The organism is Ottowia beijingensis (genome assembly GCF_013423955.1).
Lineage (GTDB): Bacteria > Pseudomonadota > Gammaproteobacteria > Burkholderiales > Burkholderiaceae_C > Ottowia > Ottowia beijingensis.
This window is the reverse complement of sequence record NZ_JACCKX010000001.1, coordinates 1037301-1059438: the sequence shown is the minus strand read 5'-3', so window position 1 is coordinate 1059438 and position 22138 is coordinate 1037301. Positions and strand designations below refer to the sequence as shown.

The 22138-nt window shown below is 65.8% G+C and carries 14 protein-coding genes and 4 pseudogenes; 13 read left to right on the top strand and 5 right to left on the bottom strand.

Going from position 1 to position 22138, the window contains the following annotated elements; translation table 11 throughout:
* Window positions 1-164: 164 nt before the first annotated feature.
* Window positions 165-614 (top strand): OsmC family protein, encoded by a 450-nt coding sequence (locus tag H0I39_RS05320; RefSeq protein ID WP_180549817.1) that lies wholly within the window; start codon window positions 165-167, stop codon window positions 612-614.
* Between the two features lie 137 nt (window positions 615-751).
* Here the strand turns inward: H0I39_RS05320 and coq7 are convergent, their stop codons facing one another.
* Window positions 752-1384: a 2-polyprenyl-3-methyl-6-methoxy-1,4-benzoquinone monooxygenase gene (gene coq7, locus H0I39_RS05315; protein WP_180549816.1), complete on the bottom strand. Its 633-nt coding sequence runs from the start codon at window positions 1382-1384 to the stop codon at window positions 752-754.
* 248 nt (window positions 1385-1632) lie between these two features.
* Here coq7 and H0I39_RS05310 point away from each other — a divergent pair, with 248 nt between their 5' ends.
* The 10 genes and pseudogenes from H0I39_RS05310 to pgi all read left to right on the top strand — a co-directional run bounded on the left by H0I39_RS05310 (window position 1633) and on the right by pgi (window position 13227).
* Window positions 1633-2574 carry a porin gene (locus H0I39_RS05310; RefSeq protein ID WP_180549815.1) on the top strand — a complete coding sequence of 314 codons (942 nt, stop codon included), beginning with the start codon at window positions 1633-1635 and terminating at the stop codon, window positions 2572-2574.
* A gap of 389 nt (window positions 2575-2963) precedes the next feature.
* Window positions 2964-3908: a porin gene (locus tag H0I39_RS05305; protein ID WP_180549814.1), complete on the top strand. Its 945-nt coding sequence runs from the start codon at window positions 2964-2966 to the stop codon at window positions 3906-3908.
* A gap of 207 nt (window positions 3909-4115) precedes the next feature.
* On the top strand, window positions 4116-5096 hold the full coding sequence (locus H0I39_RS05300) for an ABC transporter permease (protein WP_180549813.1): 981 nt from the start codon (window positions 4116-4118) through the stop codon (window positions 5094-5096).
* A 52-nt stretch (window positions 5097-5148) separates the two neighbouring features.
* Window positions 5149-6717, top strand: a complete 1569-nt coding sequence (locus H0I39_RS05295; protein WP_180549812.1) for an ABC transporter substrate-binding protein — start codon at window positions 5149-5151, stop codon at window positions 6715-6717.
* A 76-nt stretch (window positions 6718-6793) separates the two neighbouring features.
* Entirely contained in the window at window positions 6794-7705 is a 912-nt protein-coding gene (locus H0I39_RS05290) for an ABC transporter permease (RefSeq protein WP_180549811.1), read from the top strand.
* Window positions 7706-7909: 204 nt separating this feature from the next.
* Window positions 7910-8884, top strand: coding sequence for an ABC transporter ATP-binding protein (locus H0I39_RS05285; protein WP_180549810.1), 975 nt, complete (start codon window positions 7910-7912; stop codon window positions 8882-8884).
* A 151-nt stretch (window positions 8885-9035) separates the two neighbouring features.
* Window positions 9036-10021: pseudogene (locus H0I39_RS05280) on the top strand (ABC transporter ATP-binding protein).
* Window positions 10022-10082: 61 nt separating this feature from the next.
* Window positions 10083-10640 carry a flavodoxin family protein gene (locus tag H0I39_RS05275; protein WP_180549809.1) on the top strand — a complete coding sequence of 186 codons (558 nt, stop codon included), beginning with the start codon at window positions 10083-10085 and terminating at the stop codon, window positions 10638-10640.
* Window positions 10641-10672: 32 nt separating this feature from the next.
* Window positions 10673-11619 (top strand): annotated as a pseudogene (gene tal / locus H0I39_RS05270) (transaldolase).
* Between the two features lie 13 nt (window positions 11620-11632).
* Window positions 11633-13227 (top strand): annotated as a pseudogene (pgi, locus tag H0I39_RS05265) (glucose-6-phosphate isomerase).
* Between the two features lie 89 nt (window positions 13228-13316).
* Here the strand turns inward: pgi and groL are convergent.
* From groL to H0I39_RS05245, 4 genes are all read right to left on the bottom strand, one after another.
* Window positions 13317-14960, bottom strand: coding sequence for a chaperonin GroEL (gene groL, locus H0I39_RS05260; protein ID WP_180549808.1), 1644 nt, complete (start codon window positions 14958-14960; stop codon window positions 13317-13319).
* Between the two features lie 101 nt (window positions 14961-15061).
* Window positions 15062-15352, bottom strand: a complete 291-nt coding sequence (groES, locus tag H0I39_RS05255) for a co-chaperone GroES (protein ID WP_180549807.1) — start codon at window positions 15350-15352, stop codon at window positions 15062-15064.
* A 147-nt stretch (window positions 15353-15499) separates the two neighbouring features.
* On the bottom strand, window positions 15500-16834 hold the full coding sequence (gene miaB, locus H0I39_RS05250; RefSeq protein ID WP_180549806.1) for a tRNA (N6-isopentenyl adenosine(37)-C2)-methylthiotransferase MiaB: 1335 nt from the start codon (window positions 16832-16834) through the stop codon (window positions 15500-15502).
* Between the two features lie 91 nt (window positions 16835-16925).
* Entirely contained in the window at window positions 16926-17276 is a 351-nt protein-coding gene (locus tag H0I39_RS05245) for a hypothetical protein (RefSeq protein WP_180549805.1), read from the bottom strand.
* Window positions 17277-17646: 370 nt separating this feature from the next.
* Here H0I39_RS05245 and H0I39_RS21695 point away from each other — a divergent pair.
* A pseudogene (locus tag H0I39_RS21695) lies at window positions 17647-21271 on the top strand (ribonucleotide reductase barrel domain-containing protein).
* 114 nt (window positions 21272-21385) lie between these two features.
* Window positions 21386-22117, top strand: a complete 732-nt coding sequence (locus H0I39_RS05230; RefSeq protein ID WP_180549803.1) for a hypothetical protein — start codon at window positions 21386-21388, stop codon at window positions 22115-22117.
* Window positions 22118-22138 lie beyond the last annotated feature (21 nt).

Genomic DNA, 22138 nt, shown 5'->3' with positions numbered 1-22138 from the left:
TGCTTGGGACGGAGTGTACGCGAAAAGCACGCTCGTTCGCCAGCTTTTGCTGCAACGCAACACTGCCCGCGGGGGTATCCGGGATTTAGTTGGCAAACCGGGCAGGCGGGCGTGCCGAATCCGCTACGCTAGCGTCTGTTTTGTCACAGGCGGAGGGCGTGGCCATGGAATGCACAGTGAGTTGGACGGGCGGGGCGGGCACGCGCTCGGGCATGGGTTTCGTGGCCGAAACGGGTTCGGGTCACGTGATCGCCATGGACGGCGCGCCCGACGCCGCCAAACCCGAGAACGGGGGCCAGAATCTGGCGCCGCGCCCCATGGAGACGGTGCTGGCCGGCACCGGCGGCTGCACGGCCTACGACGTGGTGCTGATCCTCAAGCGCGGTCGGCACGATGTGCGCGGCTGCTCGGTCAAGCTGACCAGCGAGCGCGCGGCCGAGGACCCGAAGGTGTTTACCAAGATCCACATGCACTTCACCGTGACCGGCCAGGGCGTGCCCGCCAGCGCGGTGGAGCGGGCGATTCAGCTGAGCCACGACAAGTACTGCTCGGCCTCGATCATGCTGGGCAAGACGGCGGAGATCACGACCTCGTTCGAGCTGGTCGAGGTGTGAAGGCGGGCAGATTGCACTCTTAACAGTAGCTGTTTGCGCTTGTTGTATAAGGATTTCAGAGAAAAATCTATCTGAAATCATCGTCTGATAGGCGCGAGCAGCTCTCAATATAAGAGCATTCGACGGGGCGAAGGCGTTTAGATGCGGTGCGCCGTGGTCGTCATCACCTTGGCCGCCAGCCGCATCAGCCCGCGCACAGGCGCCGGCAGCGGTGTGGCGCCAGCGTGCAGCGCGTCGTCGGCGTGGCGCGCCTCATCGACCTTCATCTGCTCGACGATGGCGCGTGAGCGCGTGTCACCGGAGGGCAGGCGCTCCATGTGGCTGGCCAGGTGCGCCTCGACTTGGCGCTCGGTCTCCACCACGAAGCCCAGGCTCACGGCATCCCCGCCCAGCCGCCCCGCCAGCAGGCCGATGCCGAAGGCCCCGGCGTACCACAGCGGGTTCAGCCAGGACACGCGGTCGCCCAGTTCATCCAGGCGCTCCCTGGTCCAGGCCAGATGGTCGGTTTCTTCGCGCGCTGCGGCATCCAGCTGGCGCCGCAGCGTCGGGTCGGGCGTGCTGAGCGCCTGCGCCGTGTAAAGCGCCTGCGCACAGACTTCGCCCACGTGGTTCACGCGCATCAACGCACCGGACAGGCGCCGCTCGGCCTCCGTCAGCATGGTGGTGGGCGCGGCCCCGGCAGCCGGGCTGGGACGGGAGGCCTGTGGCGCGGCCAGCAGGGTGCGCAGGGTGCTGTCGGCTGCCGACAGCAGACGGTCTGTCAGGTTCATGATGCCGATGGTAGGGCAAGTGGCCGCGCCGGCGATAGCCGGGTTTCAGGCTGGCTTTGCGTTGCGATTTGGCAACAAATCGGGGTTAACCCGCGGGTTTTATGACGCCAGTGTCATAGAATTGAAAAGCCTCGGGAGTTCAATTGGTTTCAGCTTCCGGTGAGGTGACGTTTGGGCGGCACGGTGCTGATTCCCTCGTTGCTTCGAAGCCTGTCTTCCGTGTCTCAAATCACCTTGGAGAACCTGCAATGAAAAAATCCCTCATCGCCCTGGCCGCTCTGGCCGCTTCCGGCGTCGCTTTCGCCCAATCCTCCGTCACGCTGTACGGCGTGGCCGACGCCGGTATCGGCAAGATCGAATACAAGTCGCCCGGTGGCAACGACGCTTCCGACAAGACCGAGTTCATCAGCGGCAGCACCATGAACAACGGCACCAGCCGTCTGGGCGTGCGTGGCGTTGAAGACCTGGGTGGTGGCCTGAAGGCTGGCTTCCAGTTCGAGTCGCAGCTGGATCTGGACAATGGCGCCGCCGCTTCCAACTTCTGGGCTCGCCAAGCCAACGTGTGGCTGGGTGGCAACTGGGGTACCGTCAAGCTGGGCCGCCAGTTCACGCCGAGCTACCTGGCTGGTTCGACCTATGAACTGACTGGCGCCGCCAACTACTCGGTGCTGTCCAACACCTACAACTGGGCCGGCATCGGCTCGCGCGCCAACAGCGCCTTCGCCTACGTGACCCCGAACTTCGGCGGTTTCAGCGCCGCTCTGGCCTATGTGACCAAGACCGATCTGGGTGCTGACAAGGCTGCCTGGGACCTGGGCCTGATGTACAAGAACGGCCCGATCGGCGTCGGCGTGTCGGCCAACAAGTTCAGCACCAGCAAGACCAACTACCAAGTCGGTGCCAAGTACAACCTGGGCAACTTCGCCCTGGCTGCTTCCTACACGCAGGCTTCTGACGTTGCCAAGAACGTCCGCCGCGGCTTCGGTCTGGGCGGCTCGGCCAACTTCGGCGCTTTTACCGCCACGCTGGATCTGACCCGCGACACCAAGAACGAGTGGACCGGCAAGAAGTACACCAACGGCGTGGCCGAGTTGAAGTACGCCCTGTCGAAGCGCACCTTCGTTTACGGCGCCTTCCTGCGCTTGGACGACACCAACAACTACGGTATCGGCGTCCGTCACAACTTCTGATGACGACGGACTCAGGAATCGCGCACGCTGGCGCGCGATTCCTGAGCAGTCAGATATCGGACCTCAGGGTCCGATATCTGTTTCAGGCACAAAAACCTGATCAGCCCAGCAGCCTCCACCGCCGGCAGGCGGATTCCGGGGCAGAAGATGGTGTCTCAGCGTGGCTGGCGTCGCTGTCTCTTATTTCCAACAACGAAGAGTGTCCTGTTGCCCTGTTGCAACGGATTGGCTGTGGGGTGTCGGTTCGTGCACTGAATTCTTTGCAAGTTGATGACGGGTCTGGTGCAATAACAACAACTTCCCGGTAGGGAGGTTGGCCCGGGAACCGGCGGGAATCGCAGACGGACCCTTCGCACCGGAGCCCTATGTTTAACCTTGGAGAACTTGCAATGAAAAAATCTCTGATCGCCCTGGCCGTGCTGGGTGCCTCCGGCTTCGCGATGGCTCAATCTTCCGTGACCCTGTACGGCGTGGCCGACGCTGGCGTGGGCAAGATCGAAGCTGGCTCGCCCGCCGGCAACGACGCTTCCGACAAGACCGAATTCATCAGCGGCAGCCTGATGAACAACGGCAACAGCCGTATCGGCGTGCGCGGTGTCGAAGACCTGGGTGGTGGCCTGAAGGCTGGCTTCAACTTCGAGTCGGGCCTGGACCTGGACAACGGTAACAACCTGGGTTCCGGTGGTGGCTTCTGGGGCCGTGCCGCCAACCTGTGGCTGGGTGGCAACTGGGGTACCTTCAAGATGGGCCGTACCCTGAACCCGTCGTTCTACGGCACCACTGCCTGGGAACTGACCGGCGCGGCCAACTACTCGGTGGTCGGCAATACCTACAACTTCGCTGGCAGCGGCCCGCGTAACAACAGCCAGTTCAGCTACAAGACGCCCGACTTCGGCGGCCTGAGCGCTGAGATCGGCTACATCCTGAAGCCCGACAATGGCGACCGCGCCAAGTGGGACATGAACGTGATTTACGCCAACGGCCCGATCGGTGCCGGCCTGGCCGTGAACAAGGTCAAGGATGGCAAGACCAACTACGGTCTGGGCGGCAAGTACAACTTCGGCAACTTCGTGGTCGCCGCGTCGTACAGCCAGGCTTCCGTCGGCGATCTGCGCCGCCGCGGCTTCAGCCTGGGTGGCACCGCCACCTTCGGCGCCTTCGCTCTGACGCTGGACCTGACCCGCGACACCAAGAACGAGCTGACCGGCGACAAGTACACCAACGGCCTGGTCGAAGCCAAGTACGCCCTGTCCAAGCGCACCTTCGTCTACGGCGCGTTCCTGCGCTTCGACGACACCAACAACTACGGTATCGGTGTTCGCCACAACTTCTGATCATGACGCTGCCTGAATGGGCAGCCGATGATCGAAGCCAAAAAGCCGCCTTCGGGCGGCTTTTTCATGGCTGAATGATCAAAGCGCCGCCGCGGTTGATCCGTGGCGCTGCGACGACTCTTTTCCGCGCCGGATGTAATCGTATTACCTATGCCGCACCGCCCCATGCCTCTGATAGCATCGCCCGATCGCTACATTTTTTGACGCATGGGTGCCTTCATTCTCCGCCGCCTGATCCAGGCCATCATCGTGATGGTGTCGGTGGCCTTCATTGCCTTCCTGCTGTTCCAGTACGTGGGTGACCCGGTGGTGTTCCTGCTGGGGCAGGACGCGACGCCGGAGCAGATTCGCCAGTTGCGCGCCGACCTCGGGCTCGACCAGCCCTTCTTCGTGCAGTTCTGGCATTTCCTGGTGAACGCGGCGCAGGGCGAGTTCGGCCTCAGCCTGCGCCAGGGTGCCAAGGTGTCGCGCCTGCTGGGCGAGCGTTTTCCCGCCACGTTCGAGCTGGCCATGATCGCCGCCCTGCTGGCCTTGTTGATCGGCATTCCGATGGGTGTCTACGCCGCGCTGAAGCGCGGCACCTTCCTGAGCCAGGTGTTCATGACGGCATCGCTGCTCGGCGTGTCGCTGCCCACCTTCCTGATCGGCATCCTGCTGATCCTGATCTTCTCCGTCTGGCTTGGCTGGCTGCCCAGCTTCGGGCGCGGCGAGACGGTGCAGTTCGGCTGGTGGAGTTCCGGCCTGTTCACCATGAATGGCTGGCTGCACCTGATCCTGCCGGCCATCACACTGGCCATCTTCCAGCTCACGCTGATCATGCGCCTGGTGCGCGCCGAGATGCTGGAAGTGCTGCGCACCGACTACATCAAGTTCGCGCGTGCCCGTGGTTTGACCGATCGCGCCATCTATTTCGGCCATGCCCTGAAGAACACGCTGGTGCCGGTGATGACGATCACCGGCCTGCAACTCGGCGGCCTGATCGCCTTCGCCATCATCACCGAGACGGTGTTCCAGTGGCCCGGCATGGGCCTGCTGTTCATCCAGGCGGTCACCTTTGCCGATGTGCCGGTGATGGCGGCCTACCTGTGCCTGATCGCGCTGATCTTCGTCGTCATCAACCTGGTCGTCGACATGCTGTACGCCGTGGTCGATCCGCGCCTGCGCGTGGCCAAGGCCGGTGGCCACTGATTTCTTGCCTGCCAACCCTGTCGGAGGAGACATTCATGAGTTTCAAGAAAAAATGCCTTTTGCCCTTGCCGCCACTGCGCTGCTAGCTATTTCTTCAATAGCATCGGCGCAGACGGTGCGCATTGCCAACCAGGGTGATGCGCTGTCGCTCGATCCGCACTCGCTCAACGAATCGCTGCAGCTGTCGATCGACGGCAACGCCTACGAGCCGCTGGTCGATCTGGACAAGAAGCTGAACGTGGTACCCGGCCTGGCCACAGCCTGGAAGCAGACCTCGCCCACGGTGTGGCGCTTCGATCTGCGCAAGAACGTCAAGTTCTACGACGGCACGCCGTTCACGGCCGATGACGTGGTGTTCACCATGGGCCGCGTGGCCGGCGACGGCTCGGACATGAAGGCCTACGTCAACGACTTCAAGGAAGTGCGCAAGATCGACAGCCACACCATCGAGATCGAGACCAAGACCCCGCTGGCCATCCTGCCGCAGATCCTCACGCAGGTGATGATCATGAGCAAGAAATGGTGCGAGGACAACAACGCCACGCGCCCGGTCGACCGCCGCAAGGGCGTGGAGAACACGGCCTCGTTCAAGACCAACGGCACCGGCCCCTTCCACGTGCGCGAGCGCCAGCCCAACGTGCGCACCGTGTTCGTGCGCAACCCCAATTACTGGGGCAAGGTCGAAGGCAACGTGCAGGAAGTCATCTTCACGCCCATCGCCAGCCCGGCCACACGCGTCGCGGCCCTGCTGTCGGGCCAGGTCGACGTGATGGAACCGGTGCCGGTGCAGGACATCGCACGCGTCAACAACAACGCTGCCACGCGCGTGCTGACCGGCCCCGAGCTGCGCACCATCTTCCTGGGCATGGACCAGAAGCGCGACGAGCTGCAGTTCTCCAACGTGAAGGGCAAGAACCCGTTCAAGGACAAGCGCGTGCGCCAGGCCTTCTTCCAGGCCATCGACATCGAGGGCATCAAGAAGACGGTGATGCGCGATGCCGCGCGCCCGACGGCGCTGATGATCGGCCCCGGCATCAACGGCTGGAGCGAGGCGCAGGACAAGCGCCTGCCCTACGACGTGGAAACCGCCAAGAAGCTGATGGCCGAGGCCGGCTACCCCAACGGCTTCGAAGTGGCCATGAACTGCCCGAACGACCGCTACGTCAACGACGCGCAGATCTGCCAGGCCGTGGCCGCCAATCTGGCGCGCATCAACGTCAAGATCAACCTGCAGGCCGAGACCAAAGGCACCTATTTCCCCAAGATCCTGCGCCGCGACACCAGCTTCTACATGCTGGGCTGGACGCCCTCGACCTACGACGCGCACAACCCGCTGAATGCGCTGATGCGCTGCCCCGATGACAAGACCGGTGCAGGCCAGTTCAACCTGGGCAGCTACTGCAACGCCAGGCTGGACGAGCTGACGGTGAAGATCGGCGCCGAGGCCGACAAGACCGCGCGCGACGCCATGATCCGCGAGGCGTTCAAGATCCACACCGACGACGTGGGCCACCTGCCGTTGCACCAGCAGGCGCTGGCCTGGGGCGTGAACAAGAAGGTGGAGCTGACGCAGCGCGCCGACAACTACATGCCGTTCAAGTGGATCACCGTCCGGAAGTGACGGCTTTCATCATTCAGGGATGGGCGTCGAATGCATGCCTGGCGCCCATCCAGCCTGCGCTAACAGCTATCAATACATGAGCACCGTACTCGCCCGTTGGTGGGACAGCGATGTCGGCCACAGTTTTCGCACCTCGCCCACGGCCATCGTGGCGGCGGCCATTGCCTTCGTCTGCGTCTTCTGCGCCCTGTTCGCCCACTGGGTGGCGCCGCACAACCCGCTGGACCTGACCACGCTGGAGTTGTCCGACGCGCGCCTGCCGCCCGCCTGGATGGAAAACGGCAGCGCCAGGTACCTGCTGGGCACCGACGACCAGGGGCGAGACATCCTGTCGGCGCTGATGTACGGCGCGCGCATCTCGCTGGTGGTCGGCATCGTGTCGGTGCTGATCTCGGTGGTGGTGGGCGTGCTGCTGGGCCTCATCGCGGGCTTCAAGGGCGGCTGGATCGATGCCTTCCTGATGAGGCTGTGCGACGTGATGCTGTCGTTCCCGGCCATCCTGGTGGCGCTGCTCATTGCCGGCGTGGGGCGCGCGATGTTCCCCAACGCCAACGAGTCGCTGGCCTTCGGCGTGCTGATCGTCGCCATCTCGCTCACCGGCTGGGTTCAGTACGCCCGCACGGTGCGCGGCTCCACCATGGTCGAGCGCGGCAAGGAATACGTGCAGGCCGCCCGCGTGACCGGCGTGGCGCCGTGGCGCATCATGCTCAAGCACGTGCTGCCCAACGTGACCGGGCCGGTGCTGGTGCTGGCCACCATCCACGTGGCCACGGCCATCATCACCGAGGCGACGCTGTCCTTCCTCGGTGTGGGCGTGCCGCCCACCTCGCCGTCGCTCGGCACGCTGATCCGCGTCGGCAACGACTACCTGTTTTCGGGCGAGTGGTGGATCACCATTTTCCCCGGTGTCATGCTGGTGCTGATTGCGCTGTCGGTGAACCTGCTGGGCGACTGGCTGCGCGATGCTCTCAACCCCAGGCTGCGGTGACCGCCTCATGAAGACCAACAACCGAACGCAGAGGACGCAAAGATTTCGCAGAGAACGCAGAAAAAGCCATCAAAGTTTCTTTGAATCTTTTGCGTCCTCTGCGTAGTTTCTGCGTGCTCTGCGCCCGGTATTCATGTGTTCTTGCACCTGATGCCCGATCCATCCAGCGCAGGCAGCTATCAACCTTGTAGCCTCAACCGCCTCATGTCGCTTCTGCAAGTCAAGAACCTCATTGTCGAATTCCCACACCGCCGCGGCACGCTGCGGGCGCTGGACGACATCTCCTTCGACATCGCGCCCGGTGAAATCCTCGGCGTGGTGGGCGAATCGGGCGCGGGCAAGTCGCTCACCGGCGCGTCCATCATCGGCCTGCTGGAGCCACCGGGCCGCGTGGCGGGTGGCGAGATCATTCTGGAAGGCCGCCGCATCGACAACCTGCCGCACGAGCAGATGCGCCACGTGCGCGGCCGGCACATCGGTGCCATCTTCCAGGATCCGCTCACCTCTCTCAACCCGCTCTACAGCGTGGGCCGGCAACTGGTTGAAACGATCCAGACGCATCTGCCGATGAACGCCGCCGAAGCGCGCCAGCGCGCCATCGACCTGCTGAAGGACACCGGCATCCCCGCCGCCGAGCAGCGCATCGACCACTACCCGCACCAGTTCAGCGGCGGCATGCGCCAGCGCGTGGTGATTGCGCTGGCCCTGGCGGCCGAGCCCAAGCTGATCGTGGCCGACGAGCCGACCACCGCGCTCGACGTGTCGATCCAGGCTCAGATCATCCAGCTCCTGAAGAAGGTGTGCCAGGAGCGCGGCGCGGCGGTGATGCTGATCACGCACGACATGGGCGTGATCGCCGAGACCTGCGACCGCGTGGCCGTGATGTACGCCGGCCGCATTGCCGAGATCGGCCCGGTGCACGAGGTCATCAACCACCCGGCGCACCCGTACACGGCGGGCCTGATGGCCGCCATTCCCGACATGGAAGTCGACCGCGAGCAGCTCAACCAGATCGACGGCGCCATGCCGCGCCTGAACGCCATCCCGCGCGGCTGCGCTTTCAATCCGCGCTGCCCGAAGGTGTTCGACCGTTGCCGCGTCGAGCGGCCCGAGTTGATGGACGCCGGCCCGACGCGTGCTGCCTGTTGGTTGCATGTACAGCAGGAGGTGATGGCATGAACAGCGAGCGTCGTGGCATTTTCTCCTTCCCCGCTGGGGAAGGCCGGGATGGGGGCTTCGCTGATCGAGCAGGGCGCGGCCGGCCCCACCCCAGCCCTCCCCCAGCGGGGAGAGGGCCAATGCCGGGCGCCCTGCGGCGGGTGAGCCGCTGGTGCGCGCCGCCGGCCTGGCCAAGACCTTCGACGTATCGCCGCCGCTGCTCAACCGCATTCTGGAGCGCAAGCCGCGCCAGCTGCTGCACGCGGTGGACGATGCCACCTTCACCATCCAGAAGGGCCAGACGCTGGCGCTGGTGGGCGAGTCGGGCTGTGGCAAGAGCACCGCCGCGCGCCTGCTGGTGGGCCTGTACGAGCCCACGCGCGGCAGCTTCCACTTCGACGGGCAGGACGCGCACGCCGTCTTCAAGGCCGGCGGCCAGCGCGCGCTGAAGCTGCGCGAGCGCATCCAGATGATCTTTCAGGACCCGTACGCCAGCCTCAACCCGCGCTGGAAGGTGGGCGACATCATTGCCGAGCCGATGCGCGAGCACCGCACGGTGCAGGGCCGCGCGGCGCAGGAGCAGCGCGTGGGCGAACTGCTGCAGTCGGTGGGCCTGTCGGCGGCAGACATGGTGAAGTACCCGCACCAGTTCTCGGGCGGGCAGCGCCAGCGCATCTCGATTGCGCGCGCACTGGCCACCAGCCCCGAGTTTCTGGTGTGCGACGAACCGACCAGCGCGCTTGACGTCTCGGTGCAGGCGCAAGTGCTCAACATCATGAAGAACCTGCAGCGCGAGCAGGGCCTGACCTACCTGTTCATCAGCCACAACCTGGCCGTGGTGCGCCACGTGAGCGACCACGTGGGCGTGATGTACCTGGGTCGCATCGTCGAGCTGGCGCCCAAGTCGCTGCTCTTCAGCACGCCGCGCCACCCGTATACGCGCATGCTGCTCGATGCGATCCCCAAGATGCACGACACCGGCCGTGCCCGCACGCCTGTGCAGGGGAGGTGCCCAACCCGCTGAACCCGCCCGCGGGCTGCACCTTCCACCCGCGCTGCCCGCATGCCAACGCACGCTGCAAGACCGAGCGTCCGGCCATGCTGCGCCTGCACGGCATCGAAGTGGCCTGCCATGCGGTGGAAGAAGGCCGTATCTGAATTACTATTGTTTCAATAGCTGCTTGCGCCTTCCAGACGGGCGCTGCAGGCCATTTTGACCATGAACGATCGTCGCTTTCTTTTCCTGGTGGCTTCCACGCGCGAGCCCGGCCACACCGGCAACACCGAATGGCTGGCCCGGCAGGCCGCCGCCACGCTGGCGCCCGAGGTGCAGCAGCAATGGCTGCACCTGGCCGGCATGGCGCTGCCGTCCTTTGTGGACCGCCGTCACACCACCGGTACCTATGCGCCGCCCGAGGGCGATCTGAAAGCCCTGCTGGACGCCACACTGGCCTGCACCGACCTGGTGTTCGTCTCGCCGGTGTACTGGTACAGCATCCCCAGCCAGTTGAAGACCTACATCGACCACTGGAGCGGCTGGATGCGCACGCCCGGCGTGCCGTTCAAGGAGCAGATGGCGGCCAAGCGCCTGCACCTCATCACCACCAGCGGCGACCGCGCCAAGGCGCAGCCCATGATCGACTCGGTGCGCCTGTGCGCCGAGTTCCTGTCGATGGGCTGGGGCGGCGTGCTGTGGGGCAAGGGCGGCCCGCCCGGCGCCGTGCAGGCCGACGACGAGGCGGTGGCCGTGGCCAGCGGCTTTCTCATGCGCCGCTGAAGGCGCTGCGGGGGCGGGGATAATCGCCCCTCATGAACCAGCTCGAAGCGCTCAAGGCATTCACCACCGTCGTCGCCGACACCGGCGACTTCAAGCAGTTGGCGGCGTTCCAGCCACAGGACGCCACCACCAACCCCTCGCTCATCCTCAAGGCGGTGCAGAAGCCCGAGTACGCGCCGCTGCTGAAGGAGACCGTGGCGGCGCACCGCGGCAAGCCGCTGGACGAGGTGGTCGACCGCCTGCTGGTGCGCTTCGGCACCGAGATCCTGTCGATCATTCCCGGCCGCGTGTCGACCGAGGTGGACGCGCGCCTGTCCTTCGACGAAGACGCCACCTACACCCGCGCCGAACGCCTGATCGAGCTGTACCAGGCCGCTGGCGTGCCCACCGACCGCGTGCTGATCAAGATTGCCAGCACCTGGGAAGGCATCCGCGCCGCCGAGCGCCTGCAGCAGCGCGGCATCAACTGCAACCTCACGCTGCTGTTCAGCTTCTGCCAGGCGGTGGCCTGCGGGCAGGCCAGGGTGCAGCTCATCTCGCCGTTCGTGGGCCGCATCTACGACTGGTACAAGAAGCAGGCCGGCGCGGGCTGGGACGAGGCCGCCATGGCCGGTGCCAACGACCCTGGCGTGCAGTCCGTCACCCGCATCTTCAACCACTACAAGCGCCACGGCATCGCCACCGAGGTGATGGGCGCGAGCTTCCGCAACGCGGGCCAGATCACCGCGCTGGCCGGCTGCGACCTGCTCACCATCAGCCCCGAACTGCTGGCGCAACTGGCCGCCACCGAGGCCCGCTGCCGCGCGCGCTGGATGCGGCCGCGGCCAGGGCGCTCGACCTGCCCGCCGTGCAGTACGACGAGCCGGCCTTCCGCCTGGCCCTGAACCAGGACGCCATGGCCACCGAGAAGCTGGCCGAGGGCATCCGCGCCTTCATCGCCGACGCCGAAAAGCTCGAAGCCCTGATGCAGGCGGCCTGAGCCGCGCCAGCCGATGGATTGGCGCCACCGACCGCGCTGCGACGAAACGCCCGCCTGGGCGGCGTTGCAGCAGCACTTCACGCAGCAATTCAGCGGCACCGCTGCGTTCGACCTGCGCCAGGCTTTCGCGCAGGACGCAGACCGCGCCGCGCGCTTCAGTTTCGATGCCGCCGAGGTGCACTCCGACCTGTCGAAGAACCTGATCGACGACGAAGCGCAACGCTTGCTGACCCAACTGGCGCGCGAGTGCGGCGTGGAATCGCTGCGCGACGCCATGCTGGCCGGCGAGCGCATCAACACCAGCGAACAGCGCGCCGTCACGCACGTGCACTGGCGTTCTGAATCAAAAGACGCTACAGAGCCCGACAGGCAAGCGCCAGCAGCTCCTGAAAACATAGTCAATCTGCGGCGCGAAATCACCGCCACGCAGTCGGCCATGCTGGCCTACGCCGACGCCGTGCGCGCTGACAGCGCCTTCACCGACGTCGTCAACCTGGGCGTCGGCGGCTCCGACCTGGGGCCGCGCCTGGTGGTGCAGGCGCTGCGCGCCAGCGGCGTGGCCAATGGCCCGCGCGTGCACTTCGTGGCCAACATGGACGGCCACGAACTGGCCGAACTGCTGCCGGAACTGCGGGTCGACAGCACGCTGTTCATCGTCGCCTCCAAGAGCTTCGGCACGGCCGAGACGATGCAAAACGCTGCCTCAGCGCGCGCCTGGTTCGCCGCGCAGGGCGGCACCGACGTGGCGCGACACTTCGTCGCTGTCAGCTCGAACACCGCCGCCGCCGAAGCCTTTGGCGCCGGGCGCTGCTTCGCCTTCGACGGAGGCGTGGGCGGGCGCTATTCGCTGTGGTCGCCCATCGGCCTGCCCATCGCCATCGCCATCGGGTCAGCGGCGTTCCGTGATCTGCTGGCGGGTGCGCGTGCCATGGATGCGCACTTTGCCCAGACGCCGTTGGCGCGCAACCTGCCGGTGCAGCTGGCGCTGCTCGACCTTTGGTGCCGCCACTTCCACGGCTTCGGCAGCCGCTGCGTGGCGCCCTACCACCATGGCCTGCGCCGGCTGCCGGCCTATCTGCAGCAACTGGAGATGGAAAGCAACGGCAAGCGCGTCGACACGCGCGGCCGTGCCTTGTCGCTGCACACCGCGCCCGTCACCTGGGGCGAGGTCGGCAGCAACGGCCAGCACGCCTTCTTCCAGATGCTGCACCAGGGCACGCAGCCGGTGCCGGTCGAATTCGTGCTGGTGCGCAACCCCGCGCACGCCTTGCCCGGCCACCACACCAAGCTGCTCGCCAACGCTCTGGCCCAGGCCCGCGCGCTGATGATGGGGCAGGCGGGCGATGCGCCCGAGCGCCACTTCCCCGGCAACCGCCCCTCCACCGTGCTGCTGCTGCCCGATTTGTCGCCGCACAGCCTGGGGGCGCTGCTATCGCTCTATGAGCATCGCACGATTGTCCTGGGTGCGTTGTGGGGCATCAACCCCTTCGACCAGTGGGGGTGGAGCTGGGCAAACAGCATGCGGGCGAGATCGAGGCCGCCTTGCACTCGGGTGACGTGACGGCCCTGGATGTCTCCACAGCCGGTCTGCTCAAGCAGTTGCGATGAGCGTCGCGCGCTTTGTCGGCGCGGACAAAAAGAGCCGCTGTCTCCAGCGGCTCTTTTGCTTCAGCGGTCGGCTGACCAGCAGCGCGGGATTACATCATCCCGTCCATGCCACCCATGCCGCCCATGCCCGCGGGCATGCCGGCCGGGGCGTCGTCCTTCGGTGCCTCGGCGACCATCACTTCGGTCGTCAGCATCAGGCTGGCGACGGAAGCGGCGTTCTGCAGCGCGGTGCGCGTGACCTTGGTCGGGTCCAGAATGCCCATCTCGATCATGTCGCCGTACTCGCCGTTGGCGGCGTTGAAGCCGAAGTTGCCCTTGCCTTCCAGCACCTTGTTCACCACCACGCTGGCTTCGTCGCCGGCGTTGATGACGATCTCGCGCAGGGGCTGCTCGACGGCACGCAGCACGATCTTGATGCCGGCGTCCTGGTCGTGGTTGTCGCCCTTGATGTCGCCCACGGCCTGGCGCGCGCGCAGCAGCGCCACGCCACCGCCGGCCACGATGCCTTCTTCCACCGCAGCGCGCGTGGCGTGCAGGGCGTCTTCCACGCGGGCCTTCTTCTCCTTCATTTCCACTTCAGTCGCGGCACCGACCTTGATGACGGCCACGCCGCCGGCCAGCTTGGCCACGCGCTCCTGCAGCTTCTCGCGGTCGTAGTCGCTGGTGGCTTCCTCGATCTGTACGCGGATCTGCTTGACGCGCGCCTCGATGTCCTCGGCCTTGCCGGCGCCGTCGATGATGGTGGTGTTTTCCTTGCCCACTTCGATGGTCTTGGCCTGGCCCAGGTCGGCCAGGGTGACTTTCTCCAGGCTCAGGCCCACTTCTTCAGCGATCACCTTGCCGCCGGTCAGGATGGCGATGTCTTCCAGCATGGCCTTGCGGCGGTCGCCGAAGCCCGGCGCCTTGACGGCCACCACTTTCAGGATGCCGCGGATGGTGTTGACCACCAGCGTGGCCAGGGCTTCGCCCTCGACCTCTTCGGCAATGATCAGCAGCGGACGGCCAGCCTTGGCCACGGCTTCCAGCGTGGGCAGCAGTTCGCGGATGTTGCTGATCTTCTTGTCGAACAGCAGCACGTAGGGGTTGTCCAGCAGCGCGGCCTGCTTCTCGGGGTTGTTGATGAAGTAGGGCGACAGGTAGCCGCGGTCGAACTGCATGCCTTCGACCACGTCCAGCTCGTTGTCCAGGCTCTTGCCGTCTTCGACGGTGATCACGCCTTCCTTGCCCACCTTGTCCATGGCGTCGGCAATGATCTTGCCGATCGACTCATCGGAGTTGGCGGAGATGGAGCCGACCTGGGCGATTTCCTTGCTGGTGGTGGTGGCCTTGCTGGCCTTCTTCAGCTGCTCGACCAGCTGCGCCACGGCCTTGTCGATGCCGCGCTTCAGATCCATCGGGTTCATGCCGGCGGCCACGTACTTCATGCCTTCGCGCACGATGGCCTGGGCCAGCACGGTGGCGGTGGTGGTGCCGTCACCGGCGTTGTCGCTGGTCTTGGAAGCGACTTCCTTGACCATCTGCGCGCCCATGTTCTGCAGCTTGTCCTTCAGCTCGATTTCCTTGGCGACCGACACGCCGTCCTTGGTCACCGTGGGGGCGCCGAAGCTGCGCTCCAGCACCACGTTGCGGCCCTTGGGGCCCAGGGTGGTCTTGACCGCGTTGGCCAGGATGTTCACGCCCTCGACCATGCGGTGACGGGCGTCAGAACCGAAAACAACGTCTTTTGCTGCCATTTGGGTGGCTCCTGAAAATATGAATGAAAAATGGCTCTAGCGCAGGTGTAGCAAGCGCGAGAAGCTATAAAAATAAGAGTATGCGGGAAACTGGCGAGAACTTACTGCTCGACCACGGCGAACAGGTCGTCTTCCTTCATCACCAGCAGTTCGTCGCCATCGACCTTGACGGTCTGGCCGCTGTACTTGCCGAACAGCACGCGGTCGCCCACCTTCACGTTCATGGCGGAGACTTCGCCCTTGTCGTTCTTCTTGCCGGGGCCGACGGCCAGCACTTCACCCTGGTCGGGCTTTTCGGCGGCGTTGTCGGGAATCACGATGCCGGAGGCGGTCTTGGTTTCGTTCTCCAGGCGCTTGACGATCACGCGATCGGCGAGAGGGCGCAGTTTCATGGGTTCTCCTAAGTTCAAGGTATGCAACGGTTTTTGGCTGCTCACCAGACATCCGCAGGGATCGTCGAGCAACCGGAAGGCGATGGAGCAGGTGCTGTTAGCACTCAACCCCAGCGAGTGCTAATGATAAAGGCGTTTTGAGCGATTTCAAGCGGTCAGCACCCGCCCCCGCAGCGAATGCGGCAGCGCCTCGGTGATGGTCACGTCGATCATCTGGCCCACCAAGCGCGCGCGGTGCGGGCCGCCGTCGAAGTTGACGATGCGGTTGCAGAAGGTGCGGCCCATCAGCTCGGCCGGGTTCTTGCGCGACGGCCCTTCGACCAGGATGCGCTGCACCGTGCCCACGCGGCTGGCGCCGATGGCGCGCACGTTCTGCTCGATGGTGGCCTGCAGGTGCTGCAGGCGCTTCAGCTTCACCGCGTGCGGCGTGTCGTCGTGCAGGTTGGCGGCCGGCGTGCCGGGGCGGGGGCTGAAGATGAAGCTGAAGCTGGCGTCGTAACCCACGTCGTCGATCAGCTTCATCATCTTGCCGAAGTCGTCCTCGGTCTCGCCCGGAAAGCCGACGATGAAGTCGCTCGACAGGCTCAAATCGGGCCGCACCGCGCGCAGCTTGCGGATGATGCTCTTGTATTCCATGGCGGTGTAGCCGCGCTTCATCGCCATCAGGATGCGGTCTGAGCCGTGCTGCACCGGCAGGTGCAGGTGGCTGACCAGCTGCGGCACCCTGGCGTAGACGTCGATCAGCCGCTGCGTGAATTCGTTCGGGTGGCTGGTGGTGTAGCGGATGCGCTCGATGCCGGGGATCTCGGCCACGTACTCGATCAGCAGGGCGAAGTCAGCAATCTCGTCCGTGTCGCCCATCTTGCCGCGGTAGGCGTTCACGTTCTGGCCCAGCAGCGTCACCTCCTTCACGCCCTGGTCGGCCAGGCCGGCGACTTCGGTCAGCACGTCGTCGAACGGGCGGCTGAACTCTTCGCCGCGCGTGTACGGCACCACGCAGTAGCTACAGTATTTGGAGCAACCTTCCATGATCGAGACGAAGGCGCTGGCGCCCTCCACGCGCGCCGGGGGCAGGTGGTCGAACTTCTCGATCTCGGGAAAGCGGATGTCCACCTGCGGTTGCTGCTGCTGCGCGCGTTGCGACAGCAGCTCGGGCAGGCGGTGCAGGGTCTGCGGGCCGAACACCACGTCGACGTAGGGCGCGCGGGCGATGATGGCTTCACCCTCCTGGCTGGCCACGCAGCCGCCGACGCCGATCAGCACGCCTTTCTGCTTGAGGTGCTTCACGCGGCCCAGGTCGCTGAACACCTTCTCCTGCGCCTTCTCGCGCACCGAACAGGTGTTGAACAGGATCAGGTCGGCCTCGTCGACGTTGTCGGTGGGCTCGTAGCCCTGGGCAGCGCCCAGCACGTCGGCCATCTTGTCCGAGTCGTACTCGTTCATCTGGCAGCCGAAGGTTTTGATGAAGACTTTGCGAGACATGGACGTCTCCTGGAAATACGGAAAAGGGATGCCGGCCGGCGCCGGCAGGGCGTGGCCGTGGCGGCGAGTGACCGCCGCGCGGCGCGGGCCGTCAGTTGGCGTAGACGGTCGGGTCCGCTTCGGCGGGCACAGCCGGCTGACCGCGGTAGGCGGGGCGCACCGGGCGCTCGGCCTCGGCGGGCGACAGGATCCAGACCTCGCGCACCAGGCCCATCGGGTCGCGCAGGTAATTGACGGTGTACGAGTTGCCGCGCAGGCTGCCGGTGAGGGCGATGGTGTTGCGCTCGTTGCGCACCACCACGCCGGGCGCCAGGCGCTCGGGGCGGTCGTTCAGCATCACCTCGCGTGTATTGACGAAAGTGATCTTGCCGCGCTGCACCTTCTGCGGGAACAGGCGCTGGGCTTGCGCTTCTGAAGGAAAGACGGCCAAAGCGACCGTCATCAGGGCGCTGACAGCTATGAATAAAGAAGCAATGAGGGGTTTTGTGCAGCGGTTCATGGTGTCTGTCCAGAGGCTGGTGAAAACGGTGGGCGAAGGGGCGATTCTACGAGGCCTGACGCCGCGGCGAAGTCAAGGCCCCAGCGTGCGGACGGTGGGCAGCGGAGCGCGTACATGTCGTTTCATGGGGGTTCAAAAGTGCATCGGGAACCCATGTTTAAAGCGCTGCACGCTTCTGGTTCGATAGCAGCCGCAGGCAGCTATCACACCAACATCCCGCATGCCGAAGTCGCCAGGTGCAAGAATGAGGGGCTTGGCTGCCCGGTGCACGATCACGCGCCGGCAGGCCGTGTATCGACCCCGGAGAGACAACATGAAACGCGATTCCCTGCCCGCCACCGAGCACCAGCTGGACGTGCAGCCCATCAGCCGCGACGTGCTGGCCGAGAAGTACTTCAAGCCCGGCGAAACCAGCCTGGACCAGCTCTACGGCCGCGTGGCGCGCGCGCTGGCCAGCGTCGAGAAGCCCGAGCTGCGCGCCGAGTGGGAGCGCAAGTTCCTCGCCAACCTGTATGCCGGCGCCATCGGCGCCGGCCGCATCATGAGCGCGGCGGGCACCGACATCCAGGCCACGCTGATCAACTGTTTCGTGCAGCCGGTGGGCGACGCCATCCAGGGCCACGACGACGAGGGCTATCCGGGCATCTACGAGGCGCTGCGCGAGGCCGCCGAGACCATGCGCCGCGGCGGCGGCGTGGGCTACGACTTCAGCCGCATCCGCCCCAAGGGCGCGTATGTGAAAGGCACCGCCAGCATGGCCAGCGGGCCGTGCAGCTACATGAACGTGTTCGACCAGAGCTGCTCCACGGTGGAAAGCGCCGGCGCACGCCGCGGCGCGCAGATGGGCGTGCTGCGCATCGACCACCCGGACGTGCTGGAGTTCATCACCGCCAAGCGCACGCCGGGGCGCTGGAACAACTTCAACGTCTCGGTCGGCGTCAGCGATGCCTTCATGCAGGCCGTGGCCGACGGCAGCGACTGGGAACTGGTGCACAAGGCCATGCCCGGCCCCAAGGTGATGGACAAGGGCGCCTACCAGCGCGCCGACGGCCAGTGGGTGTACCGCAAGCTGCCCGCGCGCGAGCTGTGGGACACCATCATGAAGTCGACCTACGACTTCGCCGAGCCGGGCATCCTGTTCCTCGACCAGATCGGCCGCGACAACAACCTCAACTACACCGAGAAGATCGAAGCCACCAACCCTTGCGTGACGGCCGACACCTGGGTGATGACATCGGAAGGGCCGGCCCAGGTCGCGCAACTGATTGGCAAAACCTTCGAGGCCGTCGTGGACGGGGCCGCCTATCCGGTGCTGAGCCGAGGCTTCTTCCGCACGGGTCACAGGCCTGTGCTGGAACTGCGCACGGTCGAAGGCCATGCCATGCGCCTGACCTGCGACCACAAGGTTCGCCGCGTAGCCACGCGCACGCGCTACATCATGCGCACCGAGTGGGTGCAGGCGCAGGATCTTCAGCCTGGTGACGAAGTGGCGCTCCACAACCATCGAACGATGGATGGCTGGGACGGCGAAGGCACAGAGGCCGAAGGTTACCTGCTGGGCCTGCTGGTCGGCGACGGCGTTCTGAAGGCTGACAGGGCGGTTCTGTCCGTATGGGACGAACGCTTTAAGTCCGTCGCCAATGGCGCCTCGTCACCGACGCCCACGGGCGTGATGGTTGCTGCCCTGGCCGCTGCCCAGACCTTGCCGCACCGGGTGGACTTCGCCGGATGGCAGCGCCCGTTGGCCGACCGTGGCGAAGTGCGCATGGCATCGGCGCCCCTGCGCGATTTGGCAGTGCGCTACGGCATGGCGCCGGGCGCGAAAGGGCTGACGCCGGCGCTGGAGTGCACCAGCAGCGCGTTTCATGCCGGATTGCTGCGTGGCCTGTTCGACAGCGACGGTTCGGTGCAGGGCACGCAGAGCAAGGGCGTCAGCGTGCGTCTGGCGCAGAGCGACCTGGCCAATTTGCAAGCGGTTCAACGGATGCTGCTGCGCATGGGCATCGCCAGCAAGCTCCATGACCAGCGTCGCCCGAGTGGCACCCGCATGCTTCCCAACGGGCAAGGCAGCCAGGGGCTCTACGTCGTGGCGGCGCAGCATGAGCTGGTCATCAGCGGTGACAACCTGGCGGAGTTGCTGAGCGCGTCGGCTTTTCCGACGAGGCGAAAGCCGATGCCCTTGAGCGCGCGCTGCGCGGATACCAGCGCCGGCTGAATCGTGAACGGTTCGTCGCCACTGTCGAAGGGCTGACACCCGATGGCTACGAAGACGTATACGACGTGACCGTGGCCGAAGTCCATGCTTTCGATGCCAATGGTCTGTACGTCCACAACTGCGGCGAGCAGCCGCTGCCGCCCTACGGCTGCTGCGATCTGGGGCCCATCATCCTGACCAACTTCGTGCGCCACCCGTTCGGTGCCGGCGGGGATGCAACGTTCGATTTCGACGCCTTCGAGCAGGTCGTCGCCACCCAGGTGCGCGCGCTCGACAACGTGCTCGACGTCACCTTCTGGCCGCTGGAGCAGCAGCGCGCTGAAAGCGCGGCCAAGCGCCGCATCGGCGTCGGCTTCACCGGCCTGGGCAACGCGCTGACCATGCTCAAACTGCGCTACGACCGCGCCGAGGGCCGCGACATGGCAACGCAGATCGCGCGCCGCATGCGCGACGCCGCCTACCGCGCCTCGGTGGAACTGGCCAAGGAAAAGGGCGCCTTCCCGAAGTTCAAGGCCGACGGTTACCTGGCCAAGGGCACCTTCGCCAGCCGCCTGCCAGCCGACATCCAGGCCGACATCCGCCAGCACGGCATCCGTAACAGCCACCTGCTGTCGATCGCGCCCACGGGCACCGTCAGCCTGGCCTTTGCCGACAACGCCAGCAATGGCATCGAGCCGGCGTTCAGCTGGGGCTACCAGCGCAACAAGCGCGAGGCCGACGGCAGCAAGAGCGCCTACACGGTGGAAGACCACGCCTTCCGTCTGTACCGCTCGCTGATCGACAGCCAGGTGACGCCGGACAACGCGGCGTCGCTGCCCGAGTATTTCGTCAACGCGCTGGAGATGACCGCGCAGGAGCACGTGGCCATGATGCAGGCCGTGCAGCCCTACGTGGACACCAGCATCAGCAAGACGGTCAACATCCCCGAAGACTACCCCTACGAGGATTTCAAGAACCTGTATCGCCAGGCCTGGGAAGCCGGCCTGAAGGGCCTGGCCACCTACCGCCCCAACAGCATCCTGGGTGCCGTGCTGGAAACCACGCCGGCCAAGAAGGAAGAGCCGGCACCGCAGCCGCCGGCGGGTGCCCCATGATGCCGCCCGTGGCCTACGACCCGATGCGCACGGTGATCGAGAAGCGCCCCTCGGGCGGCCTGCCTTCCGTCACCGAGAAGATTGAGTACTGGACGCACGAAGGCCAGCAGCGCCTGTACCTGATCGTCTCCTTTCTGGCCGTGCCCACGGCCGACGGCAAGGGCGAAGTCGAGCGCGCCATCGAGTTCTTCATGCCCGTGGGCCAGAGCGGCGAGTCGCAGCAGTGGATCACCGCCACCATGCGCATGCTCAGCCTGGCGGCGCGCGGCGGCTTCCTCGATCGCGCGCTGTCCGACATGCGCAAGGTCACCTGGGACCGCGGCCCGGTGCGCCTGGGCACTTACGAGAAGGCCGACGGCACGCACGTGCCCCGCTGGCACGACAGCGAAGTGGCGGCGATCGGCTACGCCATCGAGAACCTGATCGCCCAGCGCGCGCTGGCGGCGCAGGGCTCGCTGTTCGACCCGGACGAACTGCCCGCCGTGGAGCCCCGGGTGGAGCCCGCCGCCATGGTGTCCACCACGGTCATGGCCGGCAAGAAATGCCCCGAGTGCGGCGCCCACGCCATGATTCGCAAGGATGGGTGCGACTATTGCACGCAGTGCGGGTACATGGGGAGCTGCGGCTAAAATCGCTGGCCCTTCCTTCGAGGAGGGTAATTCTTGGTCAGGTGGGAAATGAACATGCGGCCGAATGAAAGCACAGCCACCGCGCGTGGCGCACTGCGCACATGCCTTGCGCTGATGCACGCCCTCGGCCTGGCCGCGCTGGCGGCCCCGGCGCTGGCCCAGACGCCGCCGGCCAACCTGCTGGTCAACGGCGGTTTCGAGGTGCTTGCCGCCACGCCGCCGACCACGTGCGGCAACAACTACACGGTGCCGCCATGGCCTGCGGGCGGCTATCCGATCTCGCCGTGGGTGATGACCAGCGGCAACTCCACCAACCTCGTGGCGGTGGACGGCAACGTCACCTGCAATTACGGCAACAGCGGCCCCGCCACCGACGCCGAGGGCACGCCCGCCGGCACGCGGCAGCATTACCTGGATCTGCTGGCCGATGGCGTGGTCTACCAGGGTTTCACCGTCGCTGCCTGTCCGGGCAGCACGGTGCCGCGCACCGCGCAATACTCCGGCGCCTTCTCGGGCCGCGACGGTGGCGCCGCCGGCACCGGCACGATCCAGATCGTGCAGGGTACTGGCGTGGGTGGTGCCGTCATGGCCAGCCAGTCCGCCACCGGTGCCAGCTACCAGGGGTGGACCACTCTCAGCGGCACGGTGGCCCTGGCGCCGGGCGACTACAGCTACGTCAGCACCTTCACCAACCCGACCAACTTCGACAACGCCGTGGTCAGCCTGACCCCGTGCCCGGCAGTGCCTCCGGCGCCGGTCGCGGTGCCGGCCAATGCGCCCTGGGCACTGCTGCTGGCGGCGTTGGGCGTGGGCTGGCTGGCGCGTCGCCGCTTCTCGCGCGGCTGAAGCACGCGCCGCCAGTCGGCT